19 protein-coding genes and 2 pseudogenes are annotated in these 22,157 nt (G+C 73.1%); 13 read left to right on the forward strand and 8 right to left on the reverse strand.

Annotated features, from left to right (window positions below; all coding sequences use genetic code 11):
• Window positions 1-51: 51 nt before the first annotated feature.
• The 3 genes from AB0F68_RS14430 to AB0F68_RS14440 all read left to right on the forward strand — a co-directional run bounded on the left by AB0F68_RS14430 (window position 52) and on the right by AB0F68_RS14440 (window position 5,042).
• Window positions 52-4,332 (forward strand): discoidin domain-containing protein, encoded by a 4,281-nt coding sequence (locus AB0F68_RS14430; RefSeq protein ID WP_357336918.1) that lies wholly within the window; start codon window positions 52-54, stop codon window positions 4,330-4,332.
• A 114-nt stretch (window positions 4,333-4,446) separates the two neighbouring features.
• Window positions 4,447-4,764, forward strand: coding sequence for a hypothetical protein (locus AB0F68_RS14435; RefSeq protein ID WP_357336921.1), 318 nt, complete (start codon window positions 4,447-4,449; stop codon window positions 4,762-4,764).
• Window positions 4,758-5,042, forward strand: a complete 285-nt coding sequence (locus AB0F68_RS14440; protein ID WP_357336923.1) for a hypothetical protein — start codon at window positions 4,758-4,760, stop codon at window positions 5,040-5,042. The genes AB0F68_RS14435 and AB0F68_RS14440 overlap by 7 nt, the downstream gene beginning before the upstream one ends.
• A 15-nt stretch (window positions 5,043-5,057) precedes the next feature.
• Here the strand turns inward: AB0F68_RS14440 and AB0F68_RS14445 are convergent, their stop codons facing one another.
• From AB0F68_RS14445 to AB0F68_RS14465, 5 genes are all read right to left on the reverse strand, one after another.
• Window positions 5,058-6,116, reverse strand: coding sequence for a cellulose binding domain-containing protein (locus AB0F68_RS14445; RefSeq protein WP_357336926.1), 1,059 nt, complete (start codon window positions 6,114-6,116; stop codon window positions 5,058-5,060).
• 49 nt (window positions 6,117-6,165) lie between these two features.
• Window positions 6,166-7,497, reverse strand: a complete 1,332-nt coding sequence (locus AB0F68_RS14450; protein ID WP_357336928.1) for a low temperature requirement protein A — start codon at window positions 7,495-7,497, stop codon at window positions 6,166-6,168.
• 76 nt (window positions 7,498-7,573) lie between these two features.
• A complete protein-coding gene (locus tag AB0F68_RS14455; RefSeq protein ID WP_357336930.1) occupies window positions 7,574-8,200 on the reverse strand; it encodes a GNAT family N-acetyltransferase in 627 nt (208 codons plus the stop codon).
• Window positions 8,201-8,246: 46 nt separating this feature from the next.
• Complete coding sequence (locus AB0F68_RS14460; RefSeq protein WP_357336932.1) at window positions 8,247-8,588, reverse strand: MmcQ/YjbR family DNA-binding protein; 342 nt, start codon at window positions 8,586-8,588, stop codon at window positions 8,247-8,249.
• A 31-nt stretch (window positions 8,589-8,619) separates the two neighbouring features.
• On the reverse strand, window positions 8,620-9,210 hold the full coding sequence (locus AB0F68_RS14465) for a TetR family transcriptional regulator (protein ID WP_357336935.1): 591 nt from the start codon (window positions 9,208-9,210) through the stop codon (window positions 8,620-8,622).
• 102 nt (window positions 9,211-9,312) lie between these two features.
• Here AB0F68_RS14465 and AB0F68_RS14470 point away from each other — a divergent pair, with 102 nt between their 5' ends.
• From AB0F68_RS14470 to AB0F68_RS14480, 3 genes and pseudogenes are all read left to right on the forward strand, one after another.
• Window positions 9,313-9,783 carry a MarR family transcriptional regulator gene (locus AB0F68_RS14470; RefSeq protein WP_357336937.1) on the forward strand — a complete coding sequence of 157 codons (471 nt, stop codon included), beginning with the start codon at window positions 9,313-9,315 and terminating at the stop codon, window positions 9,781-9,783.
• Window positions 9,780-11,420, forward strand: a complete 1,641-nt coding sequence (locus AB0F68_RS14475) for an MDR family MFS transporter (RefSeq protein WP_357336939.1) — start codon at window positions 9,780-9,782, stop codon at window positions 11,418-11,420. Before AB0F68_RS14470 ends, AB0F68_RS14475 begins: the two co-directional genes overlap by 4 nt.
• Before the next feature lie 227 nt (window positions 11,421-11,647).
• A pseudogene (locus AB0F68_RS14480) lies at window positions 11,648-12,169 on the forward strand (phosphatase PAP2 family protein); the annotation flags it as partial.
• Window positions 12,170-12,378: 209 nt separating this feature from the next.
• Here the strand turns inward: AB0F68_RS14480 and AB0F68_RS14485 are convergent.
• A pseudogene (locus AB0F68_RS14485) lies at window positions 12,379-14,487 on the reverse strand (cellulose binding domain-containing protein).
• Window positions 14,488-14,743: 256 nt separating this feature from the next.
• Between AB0F68_RS14485 and AB0F68_RS14490 the strand changes: the two are divergent.
• Both AB0F68_RS14490 and AB0F68_RS14495 read left to right on the forward strand, forming a co-directional pair.
• Window positions 14,744-15,493, forward strand: a complete 750-nt coding sequence (locus AB0F68_RS14490; RefSeq protein ID WP_357336942.1) for a lytic polysaccharide monooxygenase — start codon at window positions 14,744-14,746, stop codon at window positions 15,491-15,493.
• Between the two features lie 71 nt (window positions 15,494-15,564).
• Window positions 15,565-16,128 (forward strand): DUF305 domain-containing protein, encoded by a 564-nt coding sequence (locus AB0F68_RS14495; protein ID WP_357336945.1) that lies wholly within the window; start codon window positions 15,565-15,567, stop codon window positions 16,126-16,128.
• Between the two features lie 12 nt (window positions 16,129-16,140).
• Here AB0F68_RS14495 and AB0F68_RS14500 read toward each other — a convergent pair whose 3' ends face one another.
• Window positions 16,141-16,641 (reverse strand): anthrone oxygenase family protein, encoded by a 501-nt coding sequence (locus AB0F68_RS14500; protein WP_357336947.1) that lies wholly within the window; start codon window positions 16,639-16,641, stop codon window positions 16,141-16,143.
• An 82-nt stretch (window positions 16,642-16,723) separates the two neighbouring features.
• Here AB0F68_RS14500 and AB0F68_RS14505 point away from each other — a divergent pair, with 82 nt between their 5' ends.
• Window positions 16,724-17,656: an AraC family transcriptional regulator gene (locus AB0F68_RS14505; protein WP_357336950.1), complete on the forward strand. Its 933-nt coding sequence runs from the start codon at window positions 16,724-16,726 to the stop codon at window positions 17,654-17,656.
• Between the two features lie 163 nt (window positions 17,657-17,819).
• Window positions 17,820-19,406, forward strand: a complete 1,587-nt coding sequence (locus AB0F68_RS14510; protein ID WP_357336954.1) for a DHA2 family efflux MFS transporter permease subunit — start codon at window positions 17,820-17,822, stop codon at window positions 19,404-19,406.
• A gap of 82 nt (window positions 19,407-19,488) precedes the next feature.
• Here the strand turns inward: AB0F68_RS14510 and AB0F68_RS14515 are convergent, their stop codons facing one another.
• Window positions 19,489-20,004, reverse strand: coding sequence for a DinB family protein (locus AB0F68_RS14515; RefSeq protein WP_357336957.1), 516 nt, complete (start codon window positions 20,002-20,004; stop codon window positions 19,489-19,491).
• A gap of 157 nt (window positions 20,005-20,161) precedes the next feature.
• Here AB0F68_RS14515 and AB0F68_RS14520 point away from each other — a divergent pair, with 157 nt between their 5' ends.
• Genes AB0F68_RS14520 through AB0F68_RS14530 form a run of 3 tightly spaced genes read left to right on the forward strand, consistent with a single transcriptional unit; the run spans window position 20,162 to window position 22,114 of the window.
• Entirely contained in the window at window positions 20,162-20,602 is a 441-nt protein-coding gene (locus AB0F68_RS14520; RefSeq protein WP_357336959.1) for a hypothetical protein, read from the forward strand.
• Between the two features lie 30 nt (window positions 20,603-20,632).
• Complete coding sequence (locus AB0F68_RS14525) at window positions 20,633-21,118, forward strand: GNAT family N-acetyltransferase (protein ID WP_357336961.1); 486 nt, start codon at window positions 20,633-20,635, stop codon at window positions 21,116-21,118.
• A gap of 57 nt (window positions 21,119-21,175) precedes the next feature.
• Window positions 21,176-22,114 (forward strand): sigma-70 family RNA polymerase sigma factor, encoded by a 939-nt coding sequence (locus AB0F68_RS14530; RefSeq protein ID WP_357336964.1) that lies wholly within the window; start codon window positions 21,176-21,178, stop codon window positions 22,112-22,114.
• Window positions 22,115-22,157 lie beyond the last annotated feature (43 nt).

Below are 22,157 nucleotides of genomic sequence, written 5' to 3' on the forward strand. Positions count from 1 at the left end.
CCCCCACCACACCCACCTCTCCACGTCCCCGGAAGAAGGTGTCCCTCCACCATGTCCAGATTCCGTACCCGGCTGGTCGCGGTGCTCGCCGCGGTCGCGCTGGCCGTCACGGCCCCGCCCCCGTCCCCGGCCGCCGCGGCCGGCGGCCCGAACCTCGCCCTCGGCCGCACCGCCACGGCCAGCAGCGTCAACGGCCCGTACGCGGCCGGCAACCTCACCGACGGCAACGCCGGCAGCTACTGGGAGAGCACCGGCACGTTCCCCCAGTGGGCCCAGGTCGACCTCGGCTCCGCCCAGTCGGTCGACCAGGTGGTGCTGAAGCTCCCCACCGGCTGGGAGTCCCGCACCGAGACCCTGTCGGTGCAGGGCAGCACCGACGGCGCCAGCTTCAGCACCCTGGTCGCCTCGACCGGGCGCGCCTTCAGCCCGGCCAACGGCAACACGGTCACGCTGAGCTTCCCGGCCACCAGCACCCGCCACGTCCGGATCACGGTCACCGCCAACACCGGCTGGGCCGCCGCACAGCTCGCCGAACTGGAGGTGTACGGGGCGGCGAACTCGTCGGCCAACCTGGCCCTGGGCCGGACCATGGCGGAGAGCAGCCACTCCGACGTCTACGGCGCGGGCAACGCCAACGACGGCAACCCGGCCACCTACTGGGAGAGCGCCAACAACGCGTTCCCGCAGTGGATCCGGGTCGACCTCGGCGCCGCCGTGGCGGTCAACAAGGTGGTGCTCAAGCTTCCGACCGGCTGGCCGGCGCGCACCCAGACGTTCACCGTGCAGGGCAGCACCGACGGGTCCACCTTCGGCACGCTCGTCGCCTCCGCCGGCTACGCCTTCAACCCCACCAGCGGCAACACGATCACCGTCACCTTCGGCACCGCCACCACCCGCTACGTGCGGCTGCTGGTCACCGCCAACACCGGCTGGCCCGCCGGCCAGCTCGCCGAGCTGGAGGTCTACGGCCCGGCCACCGGCGACACCCAGCCCCCCAGCGCGCCCGGCAACCTCACCCTCACCGAGCCCGCCGCCGACCAGGTCCGGCTGACCTGGACGGCGTCCACCGACAACGTCGGCGTCACCGGCTACGACATCTACGCCAACGGCACGCTCCGCACCAGCGTCGGCGCGTCGACCCTCACGTACACCGACACCCAGCCGGCCGGCTCGACGGTCTCCTACTACGTCCGGGCCCGCGACGCGGCCGGCAACCAGTCGGCCAACAGCAACACCGTCACCCGCACCGGCAACACCGGGGACACCACCGCGCCGACCGCGCCCGGCAACCTCGCGTACACCCAGCCGGCGGCCGGGCAGGTCCGGCTGACCTGGACGGCGTCCACCGACAACGTCGGCGTCACCGGCTACGACGTCTACGCCAACAACGCCCTGCGCGGCAGCGTCAACGGCACCACCCTCACCTACACCGACACCCAGCCGGACACCGCCACCGTCTCCTGGTTCGTCCGCGCCCGCGACGCGGCCGGGAACGTCTCGGCGACCTCGAACACGGTCACCCGGACCGGCAGCACCCCGGGCGGCAGCAACCTGGCCGTCGGCAAGCCGATCACCGCCTCCTCGGTGGTGCACGTGTTCAACGCGGTCAACGCCAACGACAACGACGTGACGACCTACTGGGAGGGCGCGCCGGGGGCGTACCCGAGCACGCTGACCGTCGCCCTGGGGGCCAACGCCAGCATCAGCGCCGTCGTGATCAAGCTGAACCCGGACCCGGTCTGGGGGCCGCGCACGCAGACCTTCCAGGTGCTCGGCCGGGAGCAGTCCGCCGCCGGGTTCACCACGGTGGTCGGCTCGGCGACGTACTCGTTCAACCCGACCAGCAGCAACACGGTGACCATCCCGGTGAGCGCCACCGCCGCGGACGTGCGGCTGCAGTTCACCGCCAACTCCGGCTCGTCCAACGGCCAGGTCGCCGAGTTCCAGGTGATCGGCACCCCGGCGCCGAACCCGGATCTCACCGTCACCGCCGTGTCCGCGGCGCCGTCCGCGCCGGTGGAGACCGACCCGGTCACCCTCTCCGCCACCGTGCGCAACGCCGGCACCGCGCCGGCCGCCGCCTCCGCGGTCACCTTCTACCTGGGTACGACGAAGGTCGGCACCGCGGCCGTCGGCGCGCTCGCGGCCGGGGCCTCGGCGACCGTCGCCGTCGACATCGGCGCGCGCAACGCCGGCAGCTACGAGGTGACCGCCACGGTCGACGAGGCCAACACGGTCATCGAGCAGAACGAGTCGAACAACAGCCGCGCCGGCTCGCTGACGGTCAGCGCGGTGCCCAGCTCCGACCTGGTCGCCGGGGCGGTGACCTGGTCACCCGGCACGCCGAGCGCCGGCGCCACGGTCAGCTTCGCGGTGTCGATCCGCAACCAGGGCACGGTCGCCTCGGCCGGCGGCGCGCACAACATCACCCTCACCCTGCTCGGCGACACCGGCGCGGTGGTACGCACCCTGACCGGCTCGTACAGCGGCACCCTCGCGGCCGGGGCGACCAGCCCGCCGGTCAACCTGGGCAGCTGGACGGCGGCGAACGGGAAGTACACGGTGCGGGTGGCGCTCGCCGCCGACGCCAACGAGCTGCCGGTCAAGCAGCAGAACAACACCAGCGACCGGCCGCTGTTCGTCGGGCGGGGCGCGAACGTCCCGTACGACACGTACGAGGCCGAGGAGGGCCGGGTCGGCGGCGGGGCGCAGGTGCTCGGGCCGAACCGGACCATCGGCGACCTGGCCGGCGAGGCGTCCGGACGCCGGGCGGTCACCCTGAACACCACCGGCGCCTACGTCGAGTGGACCACCCGGGCGGCCACCAACACCCTGGTCACCCGCTTCTCCATCCCGGACGCCCCGGGCGGCGGCGGGATCGACGCGACGTTGAACATCTACGTCAACGGGGTGCTGCACAAGCCGATCAACCTGACCTCGAAGCACATCTGGCTCTACGGGGCCGAGGCGGGCCCGAGCGACTCGCCGGGCGCCGGCGCACCCCGTCACCTGTACGACGAGGCCAACGTGATGCTGAACTCCACCGTCCCGGCCGGCGCCACCATCCGGCTCCAGAAGGACCCGGCCAACAGCACCACGTACGCGATCGACTTCGTCAACACCGAGCTGGTGTCGCCGCGGGCGAACCCGGACCCGGCCCGCTACCGGGAGCCCACCGGATTCAGCCACGCCGACGTGCAGAACGCGCTGGACGCCGTCCGGATGGACACCACCGGCAACCTGGTCGGTGTCTACCTGCCGCCGGGCACCTACGACACCGCGCAGAAGTTCCAGGTGTACGGCAAGCCGGTCAAGGTGGTCGGCGCGGGCATGTGGTACACCCGCTTCCAGACGCCGACCAACCAGCAGAACACCGACGCCGGCTTCCGGGTGGAGTCCTCGGCGAGCGGGTCGACCTTCGCCCACCTGGCGTTCTTCGGCAACTACACCAACCGGATCGACGGTCCGGGCAAGGTGTGGGGCGAGCTGAAGGACGTCGACAACATGACGCTGGACAGCGTCTGGGTCGAGCACACAGTCTGCGCGTACTGGGGCGTGAGCGTCAGCGGGCTGACCATCCGGGACAGCCGGTTCCGGGACACCTTCGCCGACGCGGTGAACATGACCAACGGCAGCACGAACAACCTGGTCACCAACTCGGAGGGCCGCTCCAACGGCGACGACGCCTTCGCGCTGTTCTCCGCGACCGACCAGGGCGGCTCGGGCGGCAACCACGGCAACGTGTTCGAGAACCTGACCGCCACGCTCACCTGGCGGGCGGCCGGGGTGGCCGTGTACGGCGGCTACGACAACATCTTCCGCAACCTCTACATCGCCGACATGCTGACGTACTCGGGCATCACCATCAGCTCGCTGGACTTCGGCTACCCGTTCGTCGGGTTCGGCGCCAGCCCGCCCACCCAGTTCCAGAACGTCTCGCTGATCCGGGCGGGCGGGCACTTCTGGGGCGCGCAGACCTTCCCGGCCATGTGGCTCTTCTCGGCCTCCAAGGAGTTCCGCGGCATCCGGGTGTCCGACGTGGACATCGTCGACCCGACGTACTCGGGGATCATGTTCCAGACCAAGTACAACGGCGGCCAACCGGAGAACCCGATCACCGACACGGTCTTCACCAACGTGTCGATCTCCGGGGCGAGGCGCAGCGGTGACGCCTTCGACGCCAAGTCCGGCTTCGGCATCTGGGCCAACGAGATGCCCGAGCCGGGGCAGGGCCCGGCGGTCGGCTCCGCCACCTTCACCAACCTCCGGCTGACCGACAACTACCAGGACATCAGGAACACGACCACCACCTTCACCATCAACCGGAACTGACCCACCGGTCAGCGGGCCGCCGGGAGGACACGTCCTCCCGGCGGCTCGACCTATAGATGAACATCACTCACACGGGTTAGGGTGTGGGCCACTGGAGAGAGAGGGGGCACCCCGATGCGTCGAACGACACGGCTGACGGCCGCGGCGGTCGCCGGCGTCTGCCTGACACCCTGGACGGCCGCGGCGGCACGGGCGGAGACCGTCGTCCCGCGGCACGCCGTCGTGGTCTGCCAGACCGCCAGCTTCTACGACAACTACGACTCGGCCCGCGGCCCGTACGGGCTCAAGCGCACCCTCACCTACGGCGACAAGATCGGGCACACCCCGGGGGTGCACCCGGTCTACAACGGCTGGGCGGCGTCCTTCGACTTCGGCCCCAACGACTGGGGCTATCTGCGGCTGGAGTGCATCGGAGGCTACGACTCGTGGTGAATTCGACCCGGCTCGCCGCCGCCGCCCTGGCCGCCGCGCTCGCGGTGACCGCCCTGCCGACGGCCGCGCACGCGGCCAACGGCACGATCGGGCAGCGGGAGACCGTCTGCGCCACCGATCTCTTCGTCCGGACCGACCCGAACGGCGCGTGGATGGGGACGCTCTACCGTGGTCAGACCTTCCTGGTCGAGGGGCCGCGCAGCGGCGGCTACGTGTACGGCTTCGCCTACGGCCACGTCAACCGGCACGGCTGGGTGCAGGACGGCTGGTTCTGCTGATCCGGCCCGCGCCGCTCACAGGCGCGAGCAGGCCGCGCCGTCTACCGTGCAGCCCTCCGGCCCGGTGGCCGTCAGGTCGGGGTCCCGGACGTCGAACCGGATGGTGGTCGACCCGCCCGGTGGCACCGCCGCGCCGGTGAAGGTGACCACCGTCCCGTCCTGCTTCGCCTCGGCCCCGTTGACGCTGCCGACGGTGGCGCCGTCGCCGAGGGTCACGGTCACCGTCCAGCCCGACCGCGCCGCCGTCCCCGGATTGCGCACCACCACCTCGCCCCGGTAGCCGAAGACCCGGTCGGAGACCGTCTCGTAGGTGGCGGTCATCGGGGCGGCGGGCGACGGGCTGCGGCTCGGCGTACGGGTGGGGGAGGCCGACGGGGTCGGGTCCGGTGCCACGCTGCGGCGGGTGGCCGACGGCGTCGCCCGCGACGGGGTGGCCCTGGGCGTTGCGCTGCTCGCGGAGGGCGCCACCAGCGTCGCCGACGGCGGCGCGGCGGCCGGTGCCGGCTGCTCGGGCCGGGTGGCCCAGACCGCAGCCCCGGCGGCCAGGCCGAGCACCGCCAGCACCGCGGCCGCCAGCACCGCCCGCCGGCGGCCGGCCCGGCTGCGCACGTCGCCGAGCAGCCGGACCACCGGCATTTCGGCAGTCAGCCCGCCCTCGGCCCGGCGCAGGTCGACCTCCTGGAACGCCAGCCAGTCGAGGATCGCCGGAAGCCGTCCGGTAACCGCCCCCTGGTGCTGCTCGGCGCGCCGGTCGGCGTCCCAGTCGCCCTCCTCCAGCACCTCCCGCACGGACAGCCGGGAACCGTGCCCCGTGCGGACGATGTCGCAGGCCAGCCGGGTGCTCCGGGCCGCCTCGCGGCAGCGCAGCACCAGCCGCTCCGGCGCGCGTAGCTCGACCACCTCCACCTCGGTGTCGGCGTCGTACCCGGGCAGCCCCGCGGTGCGCAGCAGCGTACGGTCCCCCAGCGACTCGCTTCCGGCGAACCACTTGGCGAGCAGCGCCCGTTCCGTCAGGGCCCGCCAGATCCGTGCCGGCGGGTGGAACAGGTCGACCTCGGTGGCGATCTCGATCACGCGGAGACTCTAAGGGTCGCCCGTCCCACGATGTCGGACGGGCGAGCGGCTAATCCGCGGGCCGGTCCGGGCCGCCTTCGTGCCAGCGGGCGCGGAAGGCCGCCTCGCCCGCCTCGTGGCTGGCCTTCTCCTCGTGGATCGCCCGGCGCAGGGCGGTGCGCGCTTCCGCCATGATCACCACCTCGACGGCGACGAGCGCGACGCAGATCGCGGTGAGCAGGCCCAGCGCGCCGAGCGCGGGCAGGTGCCGGCCGGCCGGCAGCCCGGCGCCGAGCGCGGCGAGGGCGGCGACCCGGGTCCACGACACGGTCCGCAGGGTGCGGAGCTGGAACGCCATGTCCGCGGCGAGGTAGAGCAGCACGCCGGAGAAGAGCAGCGGCACGGCCGGTCCGTGGACCCGCTCGGCCACCCCGCCGGCCGGGTCGGTGATCGTCCGCACCAGCTCCTCCGCGCCGATCGCGAACAGGATCACCCCGGCGATCATCGGCAGGTAGAGGTAGGCGTACGCGTCGCGGGCCATCGCCACGCGCGGGCGGCCCTCGGCGGCGTGCAGCGCGATCCGGGCGGCCGGGCCGATCACGTCGAAGTGCGCCCACCAGAGCGCCGCGGTGAACAGGATGCCGAAGATCGCCGCCGGGATGGCCGGCCAGGTGACCGGCTTGCCGATCAGGTTGCCGCCGACGCCGACCGAGATGACCGACTCGCCCAGCGCGATGATCAGGATCAGGTCGTAGCGCTCGGTCCAGTGCTCGGCGGAGGTGATCTGCCAGCCCCCGGTGCCGGCCAGGAACCCGCTGGCGTACTGGATGACCACCACGGCGATCCAGAGCCCGTCGCGCAGCCACAGCCCGAGGTCGGGGTCCGCGACCCGCGCCGGGAGCAGTGCCGCGACCAGCAGCAGGCAGGTGGTGATCAGCACTTCGGGGACGAACTGCCAGACCTTGCGCCGGGCCGCCGGGTCGCCCCGGGTGGCGTACTCGAACAGCGACAGGTGCACGGCGCGGATCACCACGTAGCTGATGGTGACCAGCATCGGCCCGGCGCTGCCCTGCTGGAGGCTGCCGAAGGTCTGCGGCAGGGCCAGCGCGAAGGTGAACAACGCGATCATGCCGATCACCATGAGCACCGGGACGAAGCCCTCACCGAGCCGGAGCCGGGTGGCCACGGCGCTGTGCACCACCCAGCACCACCAGAGCACGGCGAGGACCAGCATGGCGTGCAGCAGTTCCCGCATGGTCACGTTCGCGGCGGTGGCCCGGGTGATGATGAAGAAGGACACCACGAAGACGAGGTCGAAGAAGATCTCGAACTTGTCCACCCGGGCGGCCGGGGCGATCCGCATCGCAGGGCCCAGCCCCTTGCCCCACCCGTCGCGGCCCACCGCCCGAGTCTGTCAGCGCCGGGTCGGCCCGAGGGGCGGAATCGACCGGCATCCCGGCCGCGCCGCGACGGCGTCGTCAGGCCGTGGACCGGCCCAGGTAGGTGAGCGGGCCCGGATCGGGCACCGGGATCACGTGGAAACCCAGCCGGTCGTAGAAGCCGCGGGCGCGGACGTTGGCGGTGACCATGCCGAGATGCAGCGCGGGCGCGCCGGCCCGCGCGGCGGCGGCCAGGAAGGTCTCCAGCAGCCGCCGGCCGTGGCCGCGCCCCTGGTGGCTGGGGAGCAGGTCGATGTGCAGGTGGGCCGGGTAGCCGGCCAGCTCCGGCAGGAGCATCCGCTCGGGATGATGATGCAGGGCGATCATCTCCTCGTCCGGGGTGCGCGGCTCACCGGCCGGCGCGGGGTAGCGGTGCGCCAGCCGGGGGATCCAGACCCGCCGGTAGGCGCGGACGAAGGCGGGGGTGTCGGCGGTGCCCACCACGTAGCCGACCACCCGGCCGGCGTCGGCCAGGACGAACGCAAGCTCCGGTTCGAGGTGCAGGTAGGGGCCGGCGAAGAGGTCGGGCATCAGGTCGTCCGAGGCGTACCGCCCGCGGGCGTCGCCGCCGGCGTCGGCGGTGCGGACGCAGATGTCGTAGACCGCGTCGTGATCGGCCGGCCGGTACAGCCGGACGGCCGCCGTGGATGTCGTGGTGCCGCTCATGCCGGGACCGTACGGCGTGATACCGCTCTCACCGAAGGCCCGGAACTCACTCACCCAGCCGCTGGCGGGCCAGGAACTTCGGCACCACCATCCGCCACGCCTCACACACCAGCTCGGTCATCTGGGCGTGGTCGAGCCGGTCGAGGTGGCAGCAGACCCAGTTGAACCGCAGGTCGGAGGGGCGGGGCAGGAAGAACAGCGCCGGCTCGGCGGCGATCAGCCCGTCGCGCTGCTCCTTCGGATAGCCGAAGCCCATGGTCTGCTCGTCGCGGCTGAACGCGACGTAGACGATCGCGCCGACCCGGAACTTGATCCGGTCGTGGATCAGGTGCTCGCTGGTGCGCGGCAGCGTGCGGGCCAGGGCGCGGACCTCGTCGACGGTGACCACACCCAGGACGCTAGCCCCACCCTCCGACAGGTCAGCCGGCCGCCGGGGCGGCGTGGGCGAGCGCGGCGCGGAGCGTGTCGGCCAGCGGGTGGTCCGGCTGCTCGATCCACTGCTGGACGGCGACCCGCAGGGTGGCCAGGAAGGTGGCGGCCAGGATCCGGGCGCGCAGCGCCGAGTCGGGGCCGGCGAGCCGGCGGGCGATCTGCCCGGCCAGCTCCCGCTCGATCGCCGTGTACGCGGCCACCTGGTGCGCCACCAGGCCCGGGTTGCCGTGCAGCCGGCGGCGCCGGTCGAGCCACGACCCGGCGAGGTCGCCGTACATCTCGTCCGCCTCGTGCAGCGCGGCGGCACTGAGCGCGGCCCACGGCGGCAGGTCGGCGGGTTGCTCGGCGATCAGCTCCAGCAGCCGGCGCAGCCGCATGGTGTCGCCGTGGAAGAGCGCCTCCTCCTTGCTGGAGAAGTAGTTGGAGAAGGTGCGCCGGGACACGTTGGCCGCGTCGGCGATCGCCTCGACGGTGACCCGGTCCGGCCCCTGCTCGGCGGCGAGGCGCAGGGCCGCCTCGTGCAGGGCGAGGCGGGTCGCCGCCTTCTTCCGCTCGCGCAGTCCGGTGGCCTCCTCCATGGCTGCCCAGCGTACGTGGTCCGTTTCTCAATGAGCAAACTTGCCTACTGCGCAAGATTCGCGAATGATTGCTTGAGGCAACCAAGGCAGGGGAGGGGAACGGTGGACGCGACCAGTCGAGAACTCGTCACCCGGTTGCAGGACCTGCTGACCGGCGTGCGACTGCTCAAGCAGCGGCGCGTCCACGACCGTCCGGCCGTGCCGCCGGGCCTGGTGGGCCTGCTCCGGCACATCGACCGGGGCGCGGCCACCGGCTGCCACGCCCGGGACCTGGCGGAGCGGAGCCGGCTCGACCCCTCGACGGTCAGCCGGGCGGTCGCCGCCCTGGTGGCCGACGGCCTGGTCGACCGGCGCACCGACCCGGAGGACCGGCGGGCCAGTCACCTGACGGTCACCCCGGCCGGCCGGGCCGCCCTGACCGAGGCCTACGAGTGGTACGGCGCGGTGCTCTCCCGAGCGCTCGCCGACTGGACCCCCGGCGAGGTGGCGGCCCTGTCCGCCGCGCTCGGACGCCTCACCGGCGACCTCGAGGTCGCCCTCACCCGACACGACAACCTGGAGGACGCGCGATGAGCGCACCCACCGCGACGGCCGACGCCGAGCCCATGAACCGGCGGCAGACGCTGGAGGCCCTCAGCGGCCTGTTGCTGGTGCTCTTCGTGGCCATGCTGAGCAGCACGGTCGTCTCGACCGCCCTACCGAAGATCATCGGAGCCCTCAACGGCTCGCAGACCCAGTACACCTGGGTGGTCACCGCCACCCTGCTCACCGCCACGGCGACCACTCCCATCTGGGGCAAGCTCGCCGACCTGTTCAACAAGAAGCTGCTGATCCAGGTCGCCATCGTGGTCTTCCTGGCCGGCTCGGTCGCGGCCGGCTTCGCGCACTCCGCCGGCCAGCTCATCGCCGCCCGTGCCTTCCAGGGCATCGGCGTCGGCGGTCTCCAGGCCCTGGTCCAGGTGGCCATCGCGGCGATGATCCCGCCCCGGGAGCGCGGTCGCTACAACGGCTACCTCGGCGGCGTGATGGCCCTCGCCACGGTCGGCGGCCCGCTGCTCGGCGGCCTCATCGTGGACACCTCCTGGCTCGGCTGGCGCTGGTGCTTCTTCGTCGGGGTGCCGGTCGCGATCGTCGCGCTGATCCTGCTCCAGATGACCCTGCACCTGCCCACCGCGCGGCGGGACAACGTGAAGATCGACTACCTGGGCGCCACGCTGATCGCCGCCGGCGTCAGCCTGCTGCTGATCTGGATCTCGTTCGTTGACGACTCGTTCGCCTGGCTGTCCTGGCAGACCGGCGCGATGGTCGGCGGCTCGCTGCTGCTGCTCGCCCTGGCCGTCCTGGTGGAGTCGCGGGCCGCCGAGCCGGTCGTGCCGCTGGAGATCGTCCGGGAGCGCACCACGGCGCTGGCCATCCTGGGCAGCCTCGCGGTCGGCATGGCGATGTTCGGTGGCGCGGTCTTCCTCGGCCAGTACTTCCAGATCGGCCGCGGCTACAGCCCGACCGAGGCGGGCCTGCTCACCATCCCGATGATGGCCGGCGTGCTGCTCTCCTCGATCGTCGCCGGCCGGCTGATCACCGCCTCCGGGAAGATCAAGCCGTACATCGTCGCCGGGTCGATCATCCTGGTCGCCGGCTTCGCCCTGCTCGGCACCATCGACCACGAGACCTCGCTGGTCCTGGTCGGGGCCGCCATGTTCATCGTCGGCGTGGGCGTCGGCATGACCATGCAGAACCTGGTGCTCGCGGTGCAGAACACCGTGGCGCTCAAGGACATCGGCTCGGCCAGCTCGAGCGTGGCGTTCTTCCGCTCGCTCGGCGGCACTATCGGCGTGTCGGTGCTCGGCGCGGTCCTGGCCCGCCAGGTCACCGACCGGATCAACCACGACCTGGCCGCGGCCGGGATCCCCACCACGGGCGGCGGCGGCAGCAGCACGCTCAACCTCGCCGCCCTGCCCGCGCCGGTCCAGCACATTGTGCGGGCCGCGTATGGTGACGCGACCGGGCACATCTTCCTGATCTCGGCCGCCATCGCGGTCGTCGGGATCCTGGCCGCGCTGCTGCTCAAGCCGGTCACCCTGCGGTCCAGCCTGGACCTGCCCGACACCGCCCGATCGGTCGCCGTCGCGGCCGACGCGGTCGACGGGGCGCCCGCCTTCGACGAGGTGGCCGTGGACGTCACGGGCCCGGGCGAACGCGCCCGCCGCTGACGCCCCGTCGTCCCAGGGCCGTCGCCGATCCGGCGGCGGCCCTGGTCCGTGCCCACCGGGCCGGCGTACGCCGGCCGTGACCGAATCGAGGCGCTGTGGACACCACGCAGCCCGCGCCGCCCCCGCCGGTGGCCGCCAACGCGCGGCCGGCCGGGGCGCTGCGCCGCGCGGTCCGCGAGCTGGCCCTCGTCGCCGCGCTCTTCCTGGCGTACAAGACCGGTCGGCTGATGGTGGCCGGGCGGTCCGGCACCGCGCGGGAGAACGGGGAGCGGATCTGGTGGCTGGAGCGGCTGCTCCACCTGCCCAACGAGGCCGCCGTGCAGGCGCCGCTGCTCGTCCACGAGCTGCCGGTCCGGCTGGCCAACTGCTACTACGCGTACGTGCACTTCCCGGCCACCGCGCTCTGCCTCGTCTGGCTCTACCTCCGCCATCGCGAGCACTACCGGTGGCTGCGGCGGGCGCTCGCCGCGCTCACCGGGGCGGCGCTGGCCCTGCACGTCCTCGTCCCGCTCGCCCCGCCCCGGATGACCGCGCTCACCGGCCTGGTGGACACCGGCAGCCGGTACGGCCCCGCCGTCTACGGCCCGCCCGAGACCGACACGCTGAGCAACCAGTACGCCGCGATGCCCTCCCTGCACGTCGGCTGGGCCGTGGCCGTCGCCGTCGCGCTGGTCGCGGTAACCGCCGGGCGGTGGCGGTGGCTCTGGCTGGCCCACCCGGTCGTCACCCTGCTGGTGGTGGTCGGCACCGGCAACCACTACTGGCTCGACGGGATCGTCGCGGTGACGCTCCTCGGGCTGATCCTGGCGGCGCTGCCCCGGCCGGGCGCGCCCGCCCGCCCACCGGCCGGGCCGGTGCCCGCCGCGCGCCTGCGCCCGCACGTGGTGCCGGCCCCGCGCCGCCCGGGCGGCGCGGGCCGCCGACGGAGCCCGCGGACCGTCGGCGGCCGACGGCCGGCTCAGGCCACCCCGGCGGGGGTGACCGTCGCCCGGTTCACCGGGGTGGTGCACACGGTGCCGTTCAGCCGGAACGCGCCGGGCAGCACGTTCGGCCCGCTGTACGCGCCGACGAAGCCGGCGCTCGTGCCGCCGCCGGCGGCGAGCCGGCGAGTGTCGGCGGTGCTGGTCACCCTGACCTCGCTGCCCACCTGCGACCAGGTGGCGCTCCAGCCGCTGCTCACCTGCTGCCAGCCGGTGGGCCAGGTCCAGCTCAGCGTCCAGCCGTCGAGCGCGCTCGGACCGGTGTTCACGACGTCGACGGTCGCCACGTAGCCGTTGCCCCAGTCGGTGTCCTTGCTGAAGCGCACCGCGCAGGTGCTGCCGGCCGGGCTGCCGGTGGCGAAGGTGAGCGGCGGGGAGGACCAGGAGACCCGGCCCGCGGTGTCCTGGGCGAGCGCGTTGACTGTGTACCGGGTGCCCGGGTCGAGGTTGCCGACCGTGAGCGAGGTGCCGGAAGTCTCGCCGAGCTGCTCGCTGATCGCGCCGTGCTGCCGGTACACCTCGTACTTGGCGATCGGCGCGCCGCCGGGCGCGGCCGGCGCCCAGGACAGGGCCGCCGTCCGGTCGGTCACCGCGCCCGCGGTGGGCCGGCCCGGCGCCCCGGGCTGCCCGCCGGCCGCGCCGGCCGGGCGCAGCACGAGCGTGGTCAGCGAGTACGCCGGCAGCGTCCGGCTGGTCGCACCGCCGGACCGGCCGGTGGCCACCGCGCCGGCGCCGTTGGTCAGCGTGTGCACGGTGGGCGCCTCGTCCGCCGGGGTGAACCCGGCGTAGTCGATCTCCACCGGGTACGCGGTGTCCGGGTCCTTGTTCAGCAGCAGGACCGCCAGGCTGCCGTCGGGCCGGCGGGCCGCGTGCGCGGTGACCAGCGGCTGGTCGGTGCCGGCGCGGACGAACTGGTCACCCGCCCGGGCGAAGAGGTTCATCATGGACAGCCCGTGGTACGGCGCGAACGGCGTGTTGAACGGCGGCTCGCAGACCGACCCGTCGGCGGTGCACCCGCCGCTGGAGAGCATTCCGAAGTCGCCGTAGTCGGTCTGCCCGGCGACCTCCGAGACCGTGCCGATCCCGTTGTGCGCGTTCCACCACTGCACGGTGAAGACACCCTGCTCCAGCAGCCCGCTGTAGGCGTCGGCCAGGAACAGCGCGCCCGGCTGGGTGTTCTGGCCCGCGCCGACGTTCAACTCGGTGAAGCTGATCCCGATCCGGCCGGCGTCGGGGCCGGCGTAGCGGGCGATCTGCTGGCGCAGCAACCAGGCGGCGTCGGGGATGTGGCCGGTCCGGGCGAGGGACTCGGCTGCGGTGCCGCCCGGGTACCAGTGCACGTCGACGAAGTCGATCTTCGGCCCGGCGAGGGAGAGGACGGTCTGGTTCCAGGGGCCGGGGTCGGCGCCGGCGGTCAGCCCGTCCGGCCAGTTCGCCGGCATGGTCAGCACGGCGCCGACCTTGACGCTCGGGTCGACTGCCTTCATGGCGTCGGCGTACTAGACGACCAGCCGGGCGTACTGGGTGGCGCTCTTGTCCGGGTGGTCGTCGGCCTCCCAGGCCGAGCCGTAGTGGCCGTTGCCGTAGTTCTCGTTGCCGACCGTCCACCACCGCGCGCCGTAGCCCTTGGTGACGTTGGCGTACCGCACCCACTCGGCGGCCTCGGCCGGCGTGCCGGTGCCGTAGTTGGCGATGATCATCGGCTGGGCGCCGACCCGCTTCGCCGCCGCCATGAAGGTGTCGAAGTCGGTGTTCGGGGCGACGTACCCGCCGGTGGCGGTGTGGGTCCGCCAGTGGTAGATGTCGGCGTACGAGCCGCCGGGATACCGCAGCATCCTCACGCCGGCCGCCCGCAGCAGGTCCGACGTCTCGGTGCTGCCCAGGTGCTGGTCCCAGATGGCGTGGTTGACGCCCAGCGCGGTCTCCGGCACGGTGGCCAGCCCGGCGCGTGCGTTCACGGTCACCGTCACCGGGTCGGCCACCGCGCCGGCGGCGGGTGGGTCGACGGCGGCCGGTGCCGCGGCGGCGAGCAGCAGGACGGTGGCGTACGCGGTGAGGCGGCGCGCCGGGGATGGCGTTCTGCTCATGCGGGGGTTCCTTCGTGGATCGGGCGATCGCTGTCTGCGTCGCCCTCCCAGAGACCTTGCCGGTGTCCGGGTGCCCAAGGAACGACGATCGGTCCCGCGCGGTGAGCCATCGACGCATCAGAATCCTACGGTGGTCGCGGGCGCTCAAGGAACGGCCCCGCCTACACGGCTTAATTTATAGACAGGAGTCTTTACTGTTAACAAGGTTTAATTTATGTTCATTGCCATCTCCACTCGCCCCGAAGGAGTTGCCGCCATGCGTCGAAGAATCATCCTGCCGCTGCTCACCACGGGTGCCGTCACCGCCACCCTGGCGGTCGCCGTCCCCGCCCAGGCCCACGGCTACGTCTCCTCGCCCCCCAGCCGCCAGGCGCTCTGTGCCCAGAACCGGGTGCCCGACTGCGGCCAGATCAAGTACGAGCCGCAGAGCGTCGAGGGCCCCAAGGGCCTCAAGAGCTGCAACGCCGGCATCGCCCAGTTCGCCGTGCTCAACGACGACAGCCGCGGCTGGCCGGCCACCTCGGTCGGCAGCTCGGTGACGTTCACCTGGGTCAACACCGCCCGGCACGCCACGTCCAACTGGGAGTACTGGATCGGCAACACCCGGGTCGCGGTCGTCGACGGCGGCGGTCGCCAGCCCGACGCTACCGTGTCGCACACCGTCAACCTGGGCAGCTTCTCCGGCCGGCAGAAGCTGCTCGCCGTCTGGAACATCGCCGACACCGCGAACGCCTTCTACTCCTGCGTCGACCTGCAGATCGGCGGGGGCGGCGGCAACCCCACACCCACCCCGTCGCCCACGCCGACGCCGGCCCCGACCACCGCGAAGCCCACGCCCACCCCGACCGGCTCGCCGGCCCCGGGCGGCACCTGGACCGCCGGGCGCGCCTACCAGGTCGGGGACACGGTCACCTACAACGGCCTGACCTACCGCTGCCGCCAGGCGCACACCGCGATCCCCGGCTGGGAACCGCCGAACGTGCCGGCGCTGTGGCTCCAGATCTGACCGGACGGGTGCGGCCACGCTCCGCGTGCGCCGCACCCGACACCCGCCGTACCCGGGATCGGAGGACCGGCATGCGCCGCCCGCTCGCCGCACTCCTGCTCGCCGTGCTGCTCGGTGCGGCCGGCTGCGCCGCCCAGCCGGCCTCCACCGCGGCCACCCGCCCCGAGCCGGCCGTCGAGACCGAGACCAGCGGCATCGACGCCCTCTTCCTGGCCATGATGGTGGCGCACACCGAGCAGACCCTGGAACTCGTCCAGGTCGGGCTCGACCGCGGCACCGACCCGGAGGTCCGCACGCTCATCGCCGCCGTCCGGGCCACCGAGACCGACGAACTGGCCACCATGCGCGGCTGGCTGCGCGAGGCCGGCCCGTCCGCGGTGGCGGCCGCCGAGCGGCACGACCACTCCGGGCACAGCGACGCCACCGCCGGGCTGGCCCGGCTGCGGGCCGCCCCGGCCGACCAGGTCGACCGGGTGCTGCTCGACGTGCTCGCCGCGCACCAGCGGACCGCCGCCGACCTGGCCCGCGCCCAGGTCCAGGCCGGTACCAGCGCCCGGGTACGCGACCTCGCCGGCCGGATCGAACGGTCCCGCACCGCCGAGGTCGCGTTGCTGGCGAAGCTGGGCGCCCGGTAGGCGGGACGCCGGTCAGTCGGGCAGCGACCGGGCCACCAGCAGCGCCCACCCGAGGCAGCCGAGCGCCGCGGTGTTCAGCACCGCCCGGACCACGTTCCAGCGCACCCAGGTGCTCTCGAACGCGGCGCGCAGCTCCGCCGGGTCGGCCGGCCGGGCGGCGCCCGCCTCCAGCCGGTCGTTGAGCGGGACGTTCACCGCCGCGGTCACCGCGAGCACCAGCACGTAGAGCACCAGGGCGGCGATCAGCCAGGGCAGCGGCCCGCGCCGCCCGCCGGGCAGGTGCAGCAGGACTGCCGCGAGGGTGCAGACCAGCGCGCCGCCGAAGCAGAGCGCGAACCAGCCGTTGAGGATGGCCTGGTTGATCGAGCGCATGCCGGCCACGAACGCCCGGTCGTCCAGCTGGGCCAGGCCCGGCATCACCGCGTACGCGAAGGCCGCGAAGAGCCCCGCCGTCAACCCCGTGGTAACCGTGGCCAGCAGCAGCACGCCGGCCCGGACGTTCGATGCGATCATGGAGACCATTGGACACCGGGAAACGGTGGACGCTCCATGGCCGGAACGCCCCGGACCATACGCGAGCGTCTACGCTCGCCGGGTGGACGTCCTCGCCGACGTGCTCCGCGGGCTGCGCGCCCGGGACGCCTTCCTGCTCCGCACCGTGATGGACCCGCCCTGGTCGATCCGGGTCCGCGACGCCGCCCCGCTCAGCGTCACCACGGTGGTCCGGGGCAGCGCCTGGGTGGCGCCCGACGGCGCGGCGCCGGCGCTGCTGCACCCCGGGGACGTGGCCGTGCTGCGCGGGCCCGACCCGTACACCGTGGCCGACCACCCGGACACCCCGCCGCAGGTGGTGATCCATCCCGGGCAGCGTTGCACCACCCTCGGCGGGCAGGAGCTGACCGAGACCATGGCGCTGGGCCTGCGTACCTGGGGCACCCGGCCGGACGGCGCCACCACCCTGCTCACCGGCACGTACGCCAGCAGCGGCGCCATCGGCGCCGGCCTGCTCGCGGCCCTGCCGCCCCTGGTGGTGCTGACCGCCGCCGACGGCGACCTGCCGGTCGTGCCGCTGCTCGCCGCGGAGCTGGACCGGGACGGCCCCGGGCAGGAGGCGGTGCTGGACCGGCTGCTCGACCTGCTCGTCATCGCGGTGCTGCGCACCTGGCTGGCCCGCCCCGGCGCGCGGCCGCCCGGCTGGTACCGGGCCTACGCCGACCCGGTGGTCGGCCGCGCCGTCCGGCTGGTCCAGCACGACCCGGCCCGGGCCTGGACGGTGGCCGGCCTCGCCGCCGCCACCGGCACCTCCCGGGCCGCGTTCGCCCGCCGGTTCACCGACCTGGTCGGCGAGCCGCCCATGACCTTCGTCACGAGCTGGCGCCTCGCGCTCGCCGCCGACCTGCTGCGCGACACCGAGCTGACCCTCACCGCGGTGGCCCGCCGGGTGGGCTACAGCAGCCCCTTTGCGCTCAGCGCGGCCTTCAAGAGAGTGCGCGGCGTCAATCCGCGCGACCATCGCGCCGCGGTCTGAGCCCGCCCCGCGCCGCCGGTGATCCTGGTAAACCAGCCGCGCGATGTCGCAGCCGGTCGCTACGCTTCCTGCCGGACGCCGCCCCGGCGCACGTCAGCCCGCGCCCACACCGGCGCGCGGCGCCGCCACCGCCCCCGACCGGAACCGAACCAGGAGACTGTTTGTGACCCAGCAACCTGTCGCGACATCGAACAAGCTCGACGCCGCGGTACTCAAGGTGGCCGGCGTCGTCGTGCTCGGTGCGATCATGTCGATCCTCGACGTGACGGTCGTCAGCGTGGCGCTGCCGACGTTCCAGAACGAGTTCGACGCCTCGTACGCCCGGGTGGCGTGGACGATGACCGGCTACACGCTCGCGCTGGCCACGGTGATCCCGCTCAGCGGGTGGGCCGCCGACCGGTTCGGCACCAAGCGCCTCTACATGGTGGCGCTGGCGCTGTTCACCATCGGCTCCGGGCTCTGCGCCACCGCCGACTCGATCGGTGAGCTCATCGGCTACCGCGTGCTCCAGGGTCTCGGCGGCGGCATGCTCATGCCGCTCGGCATGACGATCATGACCCGGGCGGCCGGCCCGCACCGGATCGGCCGGCTGATGGCCGTCCTCGGCATCCCGATGCTGCTCGGCCCGATCGGTGGCCCGATCCTCGGCGGCTGGCTGATCGACACCGCCAGCTGGCACTGGATCTTCCTGATCAACCTGCCGATCGGCGTCGTCGCGCTGATCTACGCCCAGCTCGCGCTGCCGAAGGACGCCCCGGAGCCGTCGGAGTCGTTCGACTTCCTCGGCATGCTCATGCTCTCGCCCGGCCTGGCGCTCTTCCTCTACGGCGTCTCCTCGCTGCCGGAGGCCGGCACGGTCCGCGACAACAGCGTCTGGCTGCCCATGCTGGTCGGCGCCGTGCTCGTGGTGGCCTTCGTGTTCTACTCGTTCCGGCCTCGGCACCCGCTGCTCGACCTGCGGCTGTTCCGCAACCGCAACCTGAGCATCGCCACGGTGACCCTGTTCGTGTTCATCATCGCGTTCATGGGCGCGGGGCTGCTGTTCCCGAGCTACTTCCTGCAGATCCGCGGCGAGTCGACGTTGACCGCCGGCCTGCTTATGGCGCCGCAGGGCCTCGGCGCGATGTTGACCATGCCGATCGCCGGCATGCTGGCCGACAAGGTGCCGGTGGGCCGGACGGTGCCGTTCGCGCTGGTGCTCATCGCCGCCGGGTTCTTCACCTTCACCCAGGTCGACCCGCACACGTCCTACTGGCTGCTCTGCGGCTCGCTGTTCGTGATGGGCCTCGGCATGGGCGGCACCATGATGCCGATCATGACCTCGGCGCTGAAGACGCTGCACGCCGCCGAGGTGGCCCGGGGCTCGACGCTGGTCAACATCCTCCAGCAGATCGGCGGCTCGGTCGGCGCCGCGGTGATGTCGGTGATCCTCACCAGCCGGCTGAACGGCTCGGAGGTGATCCCCGGCGCGACCGACCCGAGCGGCAAGCCGGTCACCGAGGCCAGCCTGGCCATCGGCACGCAGCTGCGGCCGGAGCTGCTCCAGCAGTTCCCGGTGCCGCCGTCGCTGATCGAGCGCGGGCTGGACTTCGCGTCCAGTTCCTTCGCGACCACCTTCTGGGTCGGCTTCGGGCTGGTGCTGCTCACCTTCATCCCGGCCGCCCTGCTGCCGCGCCGGCGCGAGCCGTCGCACCTGCTCGACGGCGGGACGGGGGAGGAGCCGCGGCCGACGCCGGTCGCGATCCACTGACCGTCCGGTCGGGCCGCAGGGCACTGCCCTCGGCCCGACCTTCGGGCGGCCTTGCCGTCGCGGGGCCTGACGCCAACGGGCGTCAGGCCCCGCCGGCCGTCCAGGGTCCGGTGGCGCGGCGGATGTCGAGCAGGTGGTGCTCTGCCTCGTGGACCGTGTGCCGGCCGAGCCAGCGCAGCGTCCGCGCCTCGCGCCGGGGCCACGGGTAGACGCCCGTGCGGTCCAGCTCGACCTCGCCCAGCGTCGCGAAGCGGGCCGCGAACTCCGCGGCTGCCGTGGCCAGGTCGGTCAGCACCAGCTCCGGATCCTGCGTGTTGTAGCGCTCGGTGATCACCAGCTCGTCGCGGCCCATCGGCGCGAACTCCGGCTCGTCCACGCGCAGCGCCAGCGCCAGCCGCTCACCCTGGACCCGGAACACGTCCCGGACGTGGCAGGCGTACTCCAGCGGCGACCACACCTCCGGGGCCGGTCGCCGGCGCGGGTCCGGCACCCCGTTGAGGGCGGCCGGGTAGTGCCCGGCCACGTCGCGTAGCCGCTGGGGCAGCTCCTCCGTGCCGAGCGCGGAATAGACGAACAGGCACTCGTCACAGCGATCCACGCGTTCAGGGTAGGCGGTGCGTGATCGCCCCGGGGGGGCGCGCTCCTGCCGCCCAGGGGAGGACGGTGGCGGAATCCGCCCTCGGCCGCGGACGTCGCGGCGCAGGATGGGCGGAGTGGGCCGGCGTCCGGCCGCAGCGAGCAGACGGGAGCCGCCGATGACCGCCAACCGGGAGATCGTCGCGGACGCCTTCGCCGCCTGGTCCGCCGGCACCGGCAGCATCACCAGCATCTTCGCCGAGGACATGCGGTGGGAGATCATCGGCCGCTCCGTGGCGGCCGGGCTGTACCAGCCCGCCCGCCAGTTCATCGAGGAGGCGCTGACACCCTTCGGCGCGCGCTTCACGGCGGAGGACCCATTCCGGCCCGTGCGCATCCGGGGCATGTACGAGGACCCGACCACCGACACGGTGATCGCCGCGTGGAACGGCGCGGGCACCACCACGATCGGCACGACGTACACCGACACGGTCGCCTGGTTCCTGCGGATGCGGGACGGCAAGGTGGTCGAGGGGACCGCGTTCTTCGACAGCATCGCCTTCAACGAACTGTGGCAGGACGTGCCGGTGCGGCCGCTGGGCGTCAGGCGGGAGCGGTGACGCGGGGCGGTCTCGACGAGACTGGACGGCATGCTGACGACGGTCGTGCCGATAACCCCCGCCCATGACGGGTTCGAGCAGGTAGCCGCTCTGTTCGATGACTACCGGGCGCACTACGGCCGGCCGCCGTCGTCTCAGCTCACCCGCGCCTGGCTGCACGACCAGCTCGTACGGCACCGGCTCGCGGCCGCCGCCGCCCTTCGCGCCGATCACGTCTGCGGCTTCGTCACGACGGCGGTCATGCCGGCGTCCCTGATGCTGGGCACCGCGTGGTCGATCCGCGACCTCTACGTCGCCCCGCGTCACCGCCGTAACGGCGTCGCGCACGCCCTGCTCCAGCACGTCGTCGACGAAGCCCGGGCCGCCGGCGCGCAGCGCGTGTCGCTACAGACCGAGACCGACAACATCCCCGCCCGCACGCTCTACACCGAGGTGGGCTTCCAGCCCGTCACCGGGCTGGCACTGCTCAATCTCACCCTTGCGCCGGACCAGCGGGACTCACCGACGTCCGGCTGATCGCGGTACGGCCCCGGTGTGCTGCCGTGCCGGAACGACGTACGCCAGGATGGGCGCGTGGACTTCGAGCTTCACCGCGGTGAGTTGCTGGCGTACTGCTACCGGATGCTGGGCTCGTTCCACGAGGCTGAGGATGTCGTGCAGGAGACGATGCTGCGCGCGTGGAAGGCCAGGGACCGGTACGACCCCGCGCGCGCCTCGCAGCGAACCTGGCTGTACCGGATCGCCACGAACGCGTGCCTGACCGCGCTGGAGGGACGTGCGCGGAGACCGTTGCCGTCCGGGCTCGGCGCACCGAGTGCCGATCCGGAGGCGCCGCTGACGCCCTCGTCGGACGTCCCATGGCTGCAGCCGTTTCCCGACGCGCGGGTCGAGCTGGAGACGCGGATGGACATGCGGCTCGCGCTGGTCGCGGCCACGCAGGCGCTGCCGGCCCGTCAGCGGGCCGTGCTCCTGCTGCGCGAGGTGCTGGAGTTCACCGCCGCCGAGGTCGCCGAGCAGCTCGGCACCACGGTCGCCGCGGTCAACAGCGCGCTGCAGCGCGCCCGCGCCGCTCTCGGGGAGGTGGGGGACGCCGGCGAGGTCACCGAGCCGGACGATCCGCGGGTGCGCGCCGTGGTCCACCAGTACGTGCGGGCGTTCGAGGCGGCCGACGTTCCCGGGCTCGTGCGGCTGCTCACCGACCAGGCGATCCTGGAGATGCCGCCGGTGCCCCTCTGGTATCGGGGCAGCCGTGACTACGGCCTGTTCATGGATCGCGTGTTCCGGACCCGGGGCACCGGCTGGCGCGTGAGGCAGCTGAGCGCCAACGGGCAGCCGGCGCTCGCCGCGTACGCGCCGCAGCCCGGCGGTCCGCACCGGCTGCACACGTTGCAGGTGCTCACCGTCGCGGGCGGGCGGGTCACGCACAACGTGGTGTTCGCCGATCCGCGCGTGTTCGAGGCGTTCGACCTGCCCACGCGGATTTCTTCCGAGGATCTTCGTCAGGCGCGATGAGTCCGGCCGGTGCTGCCGGTACGTACCGGTGAGCACCTACGAA

It is taken from the genome of Micromonospora sp. NPDC023966 (genome assembly GCF_040639095.1).
Taxonomy (GTDB): Bacteria; Actinomycetota; Actinomycetes; order Mycobacteriales; family Micromonosporaceae; genus Micromonospora.

Excerpts from the sequence above, each read along its gene's own strand:
- AB0F68_RS14520 (WP_357336959.1), top strand. The coding sequence starts at position 20,162 with ATGACCGCCAACCGGGAGATCGTCGCGGACGCCTTCGCCGCCTGGTCC.
- AB0F68_RS14500 (WP_357336947.1), bottom strand. The coding sequence starts at position 16,641 with ATGATCGCATCGAACGTCCGGGCCGGCGTGCTGCTGCTGGCCACGGTT.
- AB0F68_RS14475 (WP_357336939.1), top strand. The coding sequence starts at position 9,780 with ATGAGCGCACCCACCGCGACGGCCGACGCCGAGCCCATGAACCGGCGG.
- AB0F68_RS14495 (WP_357336945.1), top strand. The coding sequence starts at position 15,565 with ATGCGCCGCCCGCTCGCCGCACTCCTGCTCGCCGTGCTGCTCGGTGCG.
- AB0F68_RS14465 (WP_357336935.1), bottom strand. The coding sequence starts at position 9,210 with ATGGAGGAGGCCACCGGACTGCGCGAGCGGAAGAAGGCGGCGACCCGC.
- AB0F68_RS14525 (WP_357336961.1), top strand. The coding sequence starts at position 20,633 with ATGCTGACGACGGTCGTGCCGATAACCCCCGCCCATGACGGGTTCGAG.
- AB0F68_RS14430 (WP_357336918.1), top strand. The coding sequence starts at position 52 with ATGTCCAGATTCCGTACCCGGCTGGTCGCGGTGCTCGCCGCGGTCGCG.
- AB0F68_RS14435 (WP_357336921.1), top strand. The coding sequence starts at position 4,447 with ATGCGTCGAACGACACGGCTGACGGCCGCGGCGGTCGCCGGCGTCTGC.
- AB0F68_RS14455 (WP_357336930.1), bottom strand. The coding sequence starts at position 8,200 with ATGAGCGGCACCACGACATCCACGGCGGCCGTCCGGCTGTACCGGCCG.
- AB0F68_RS14490 (WP_357336942.1), top strand. The coding sequence starts at position 14,744 with ATGCGTCGAAGAATCATCCTGCCGCTGCTCACCACGGGTGCCGTCACC.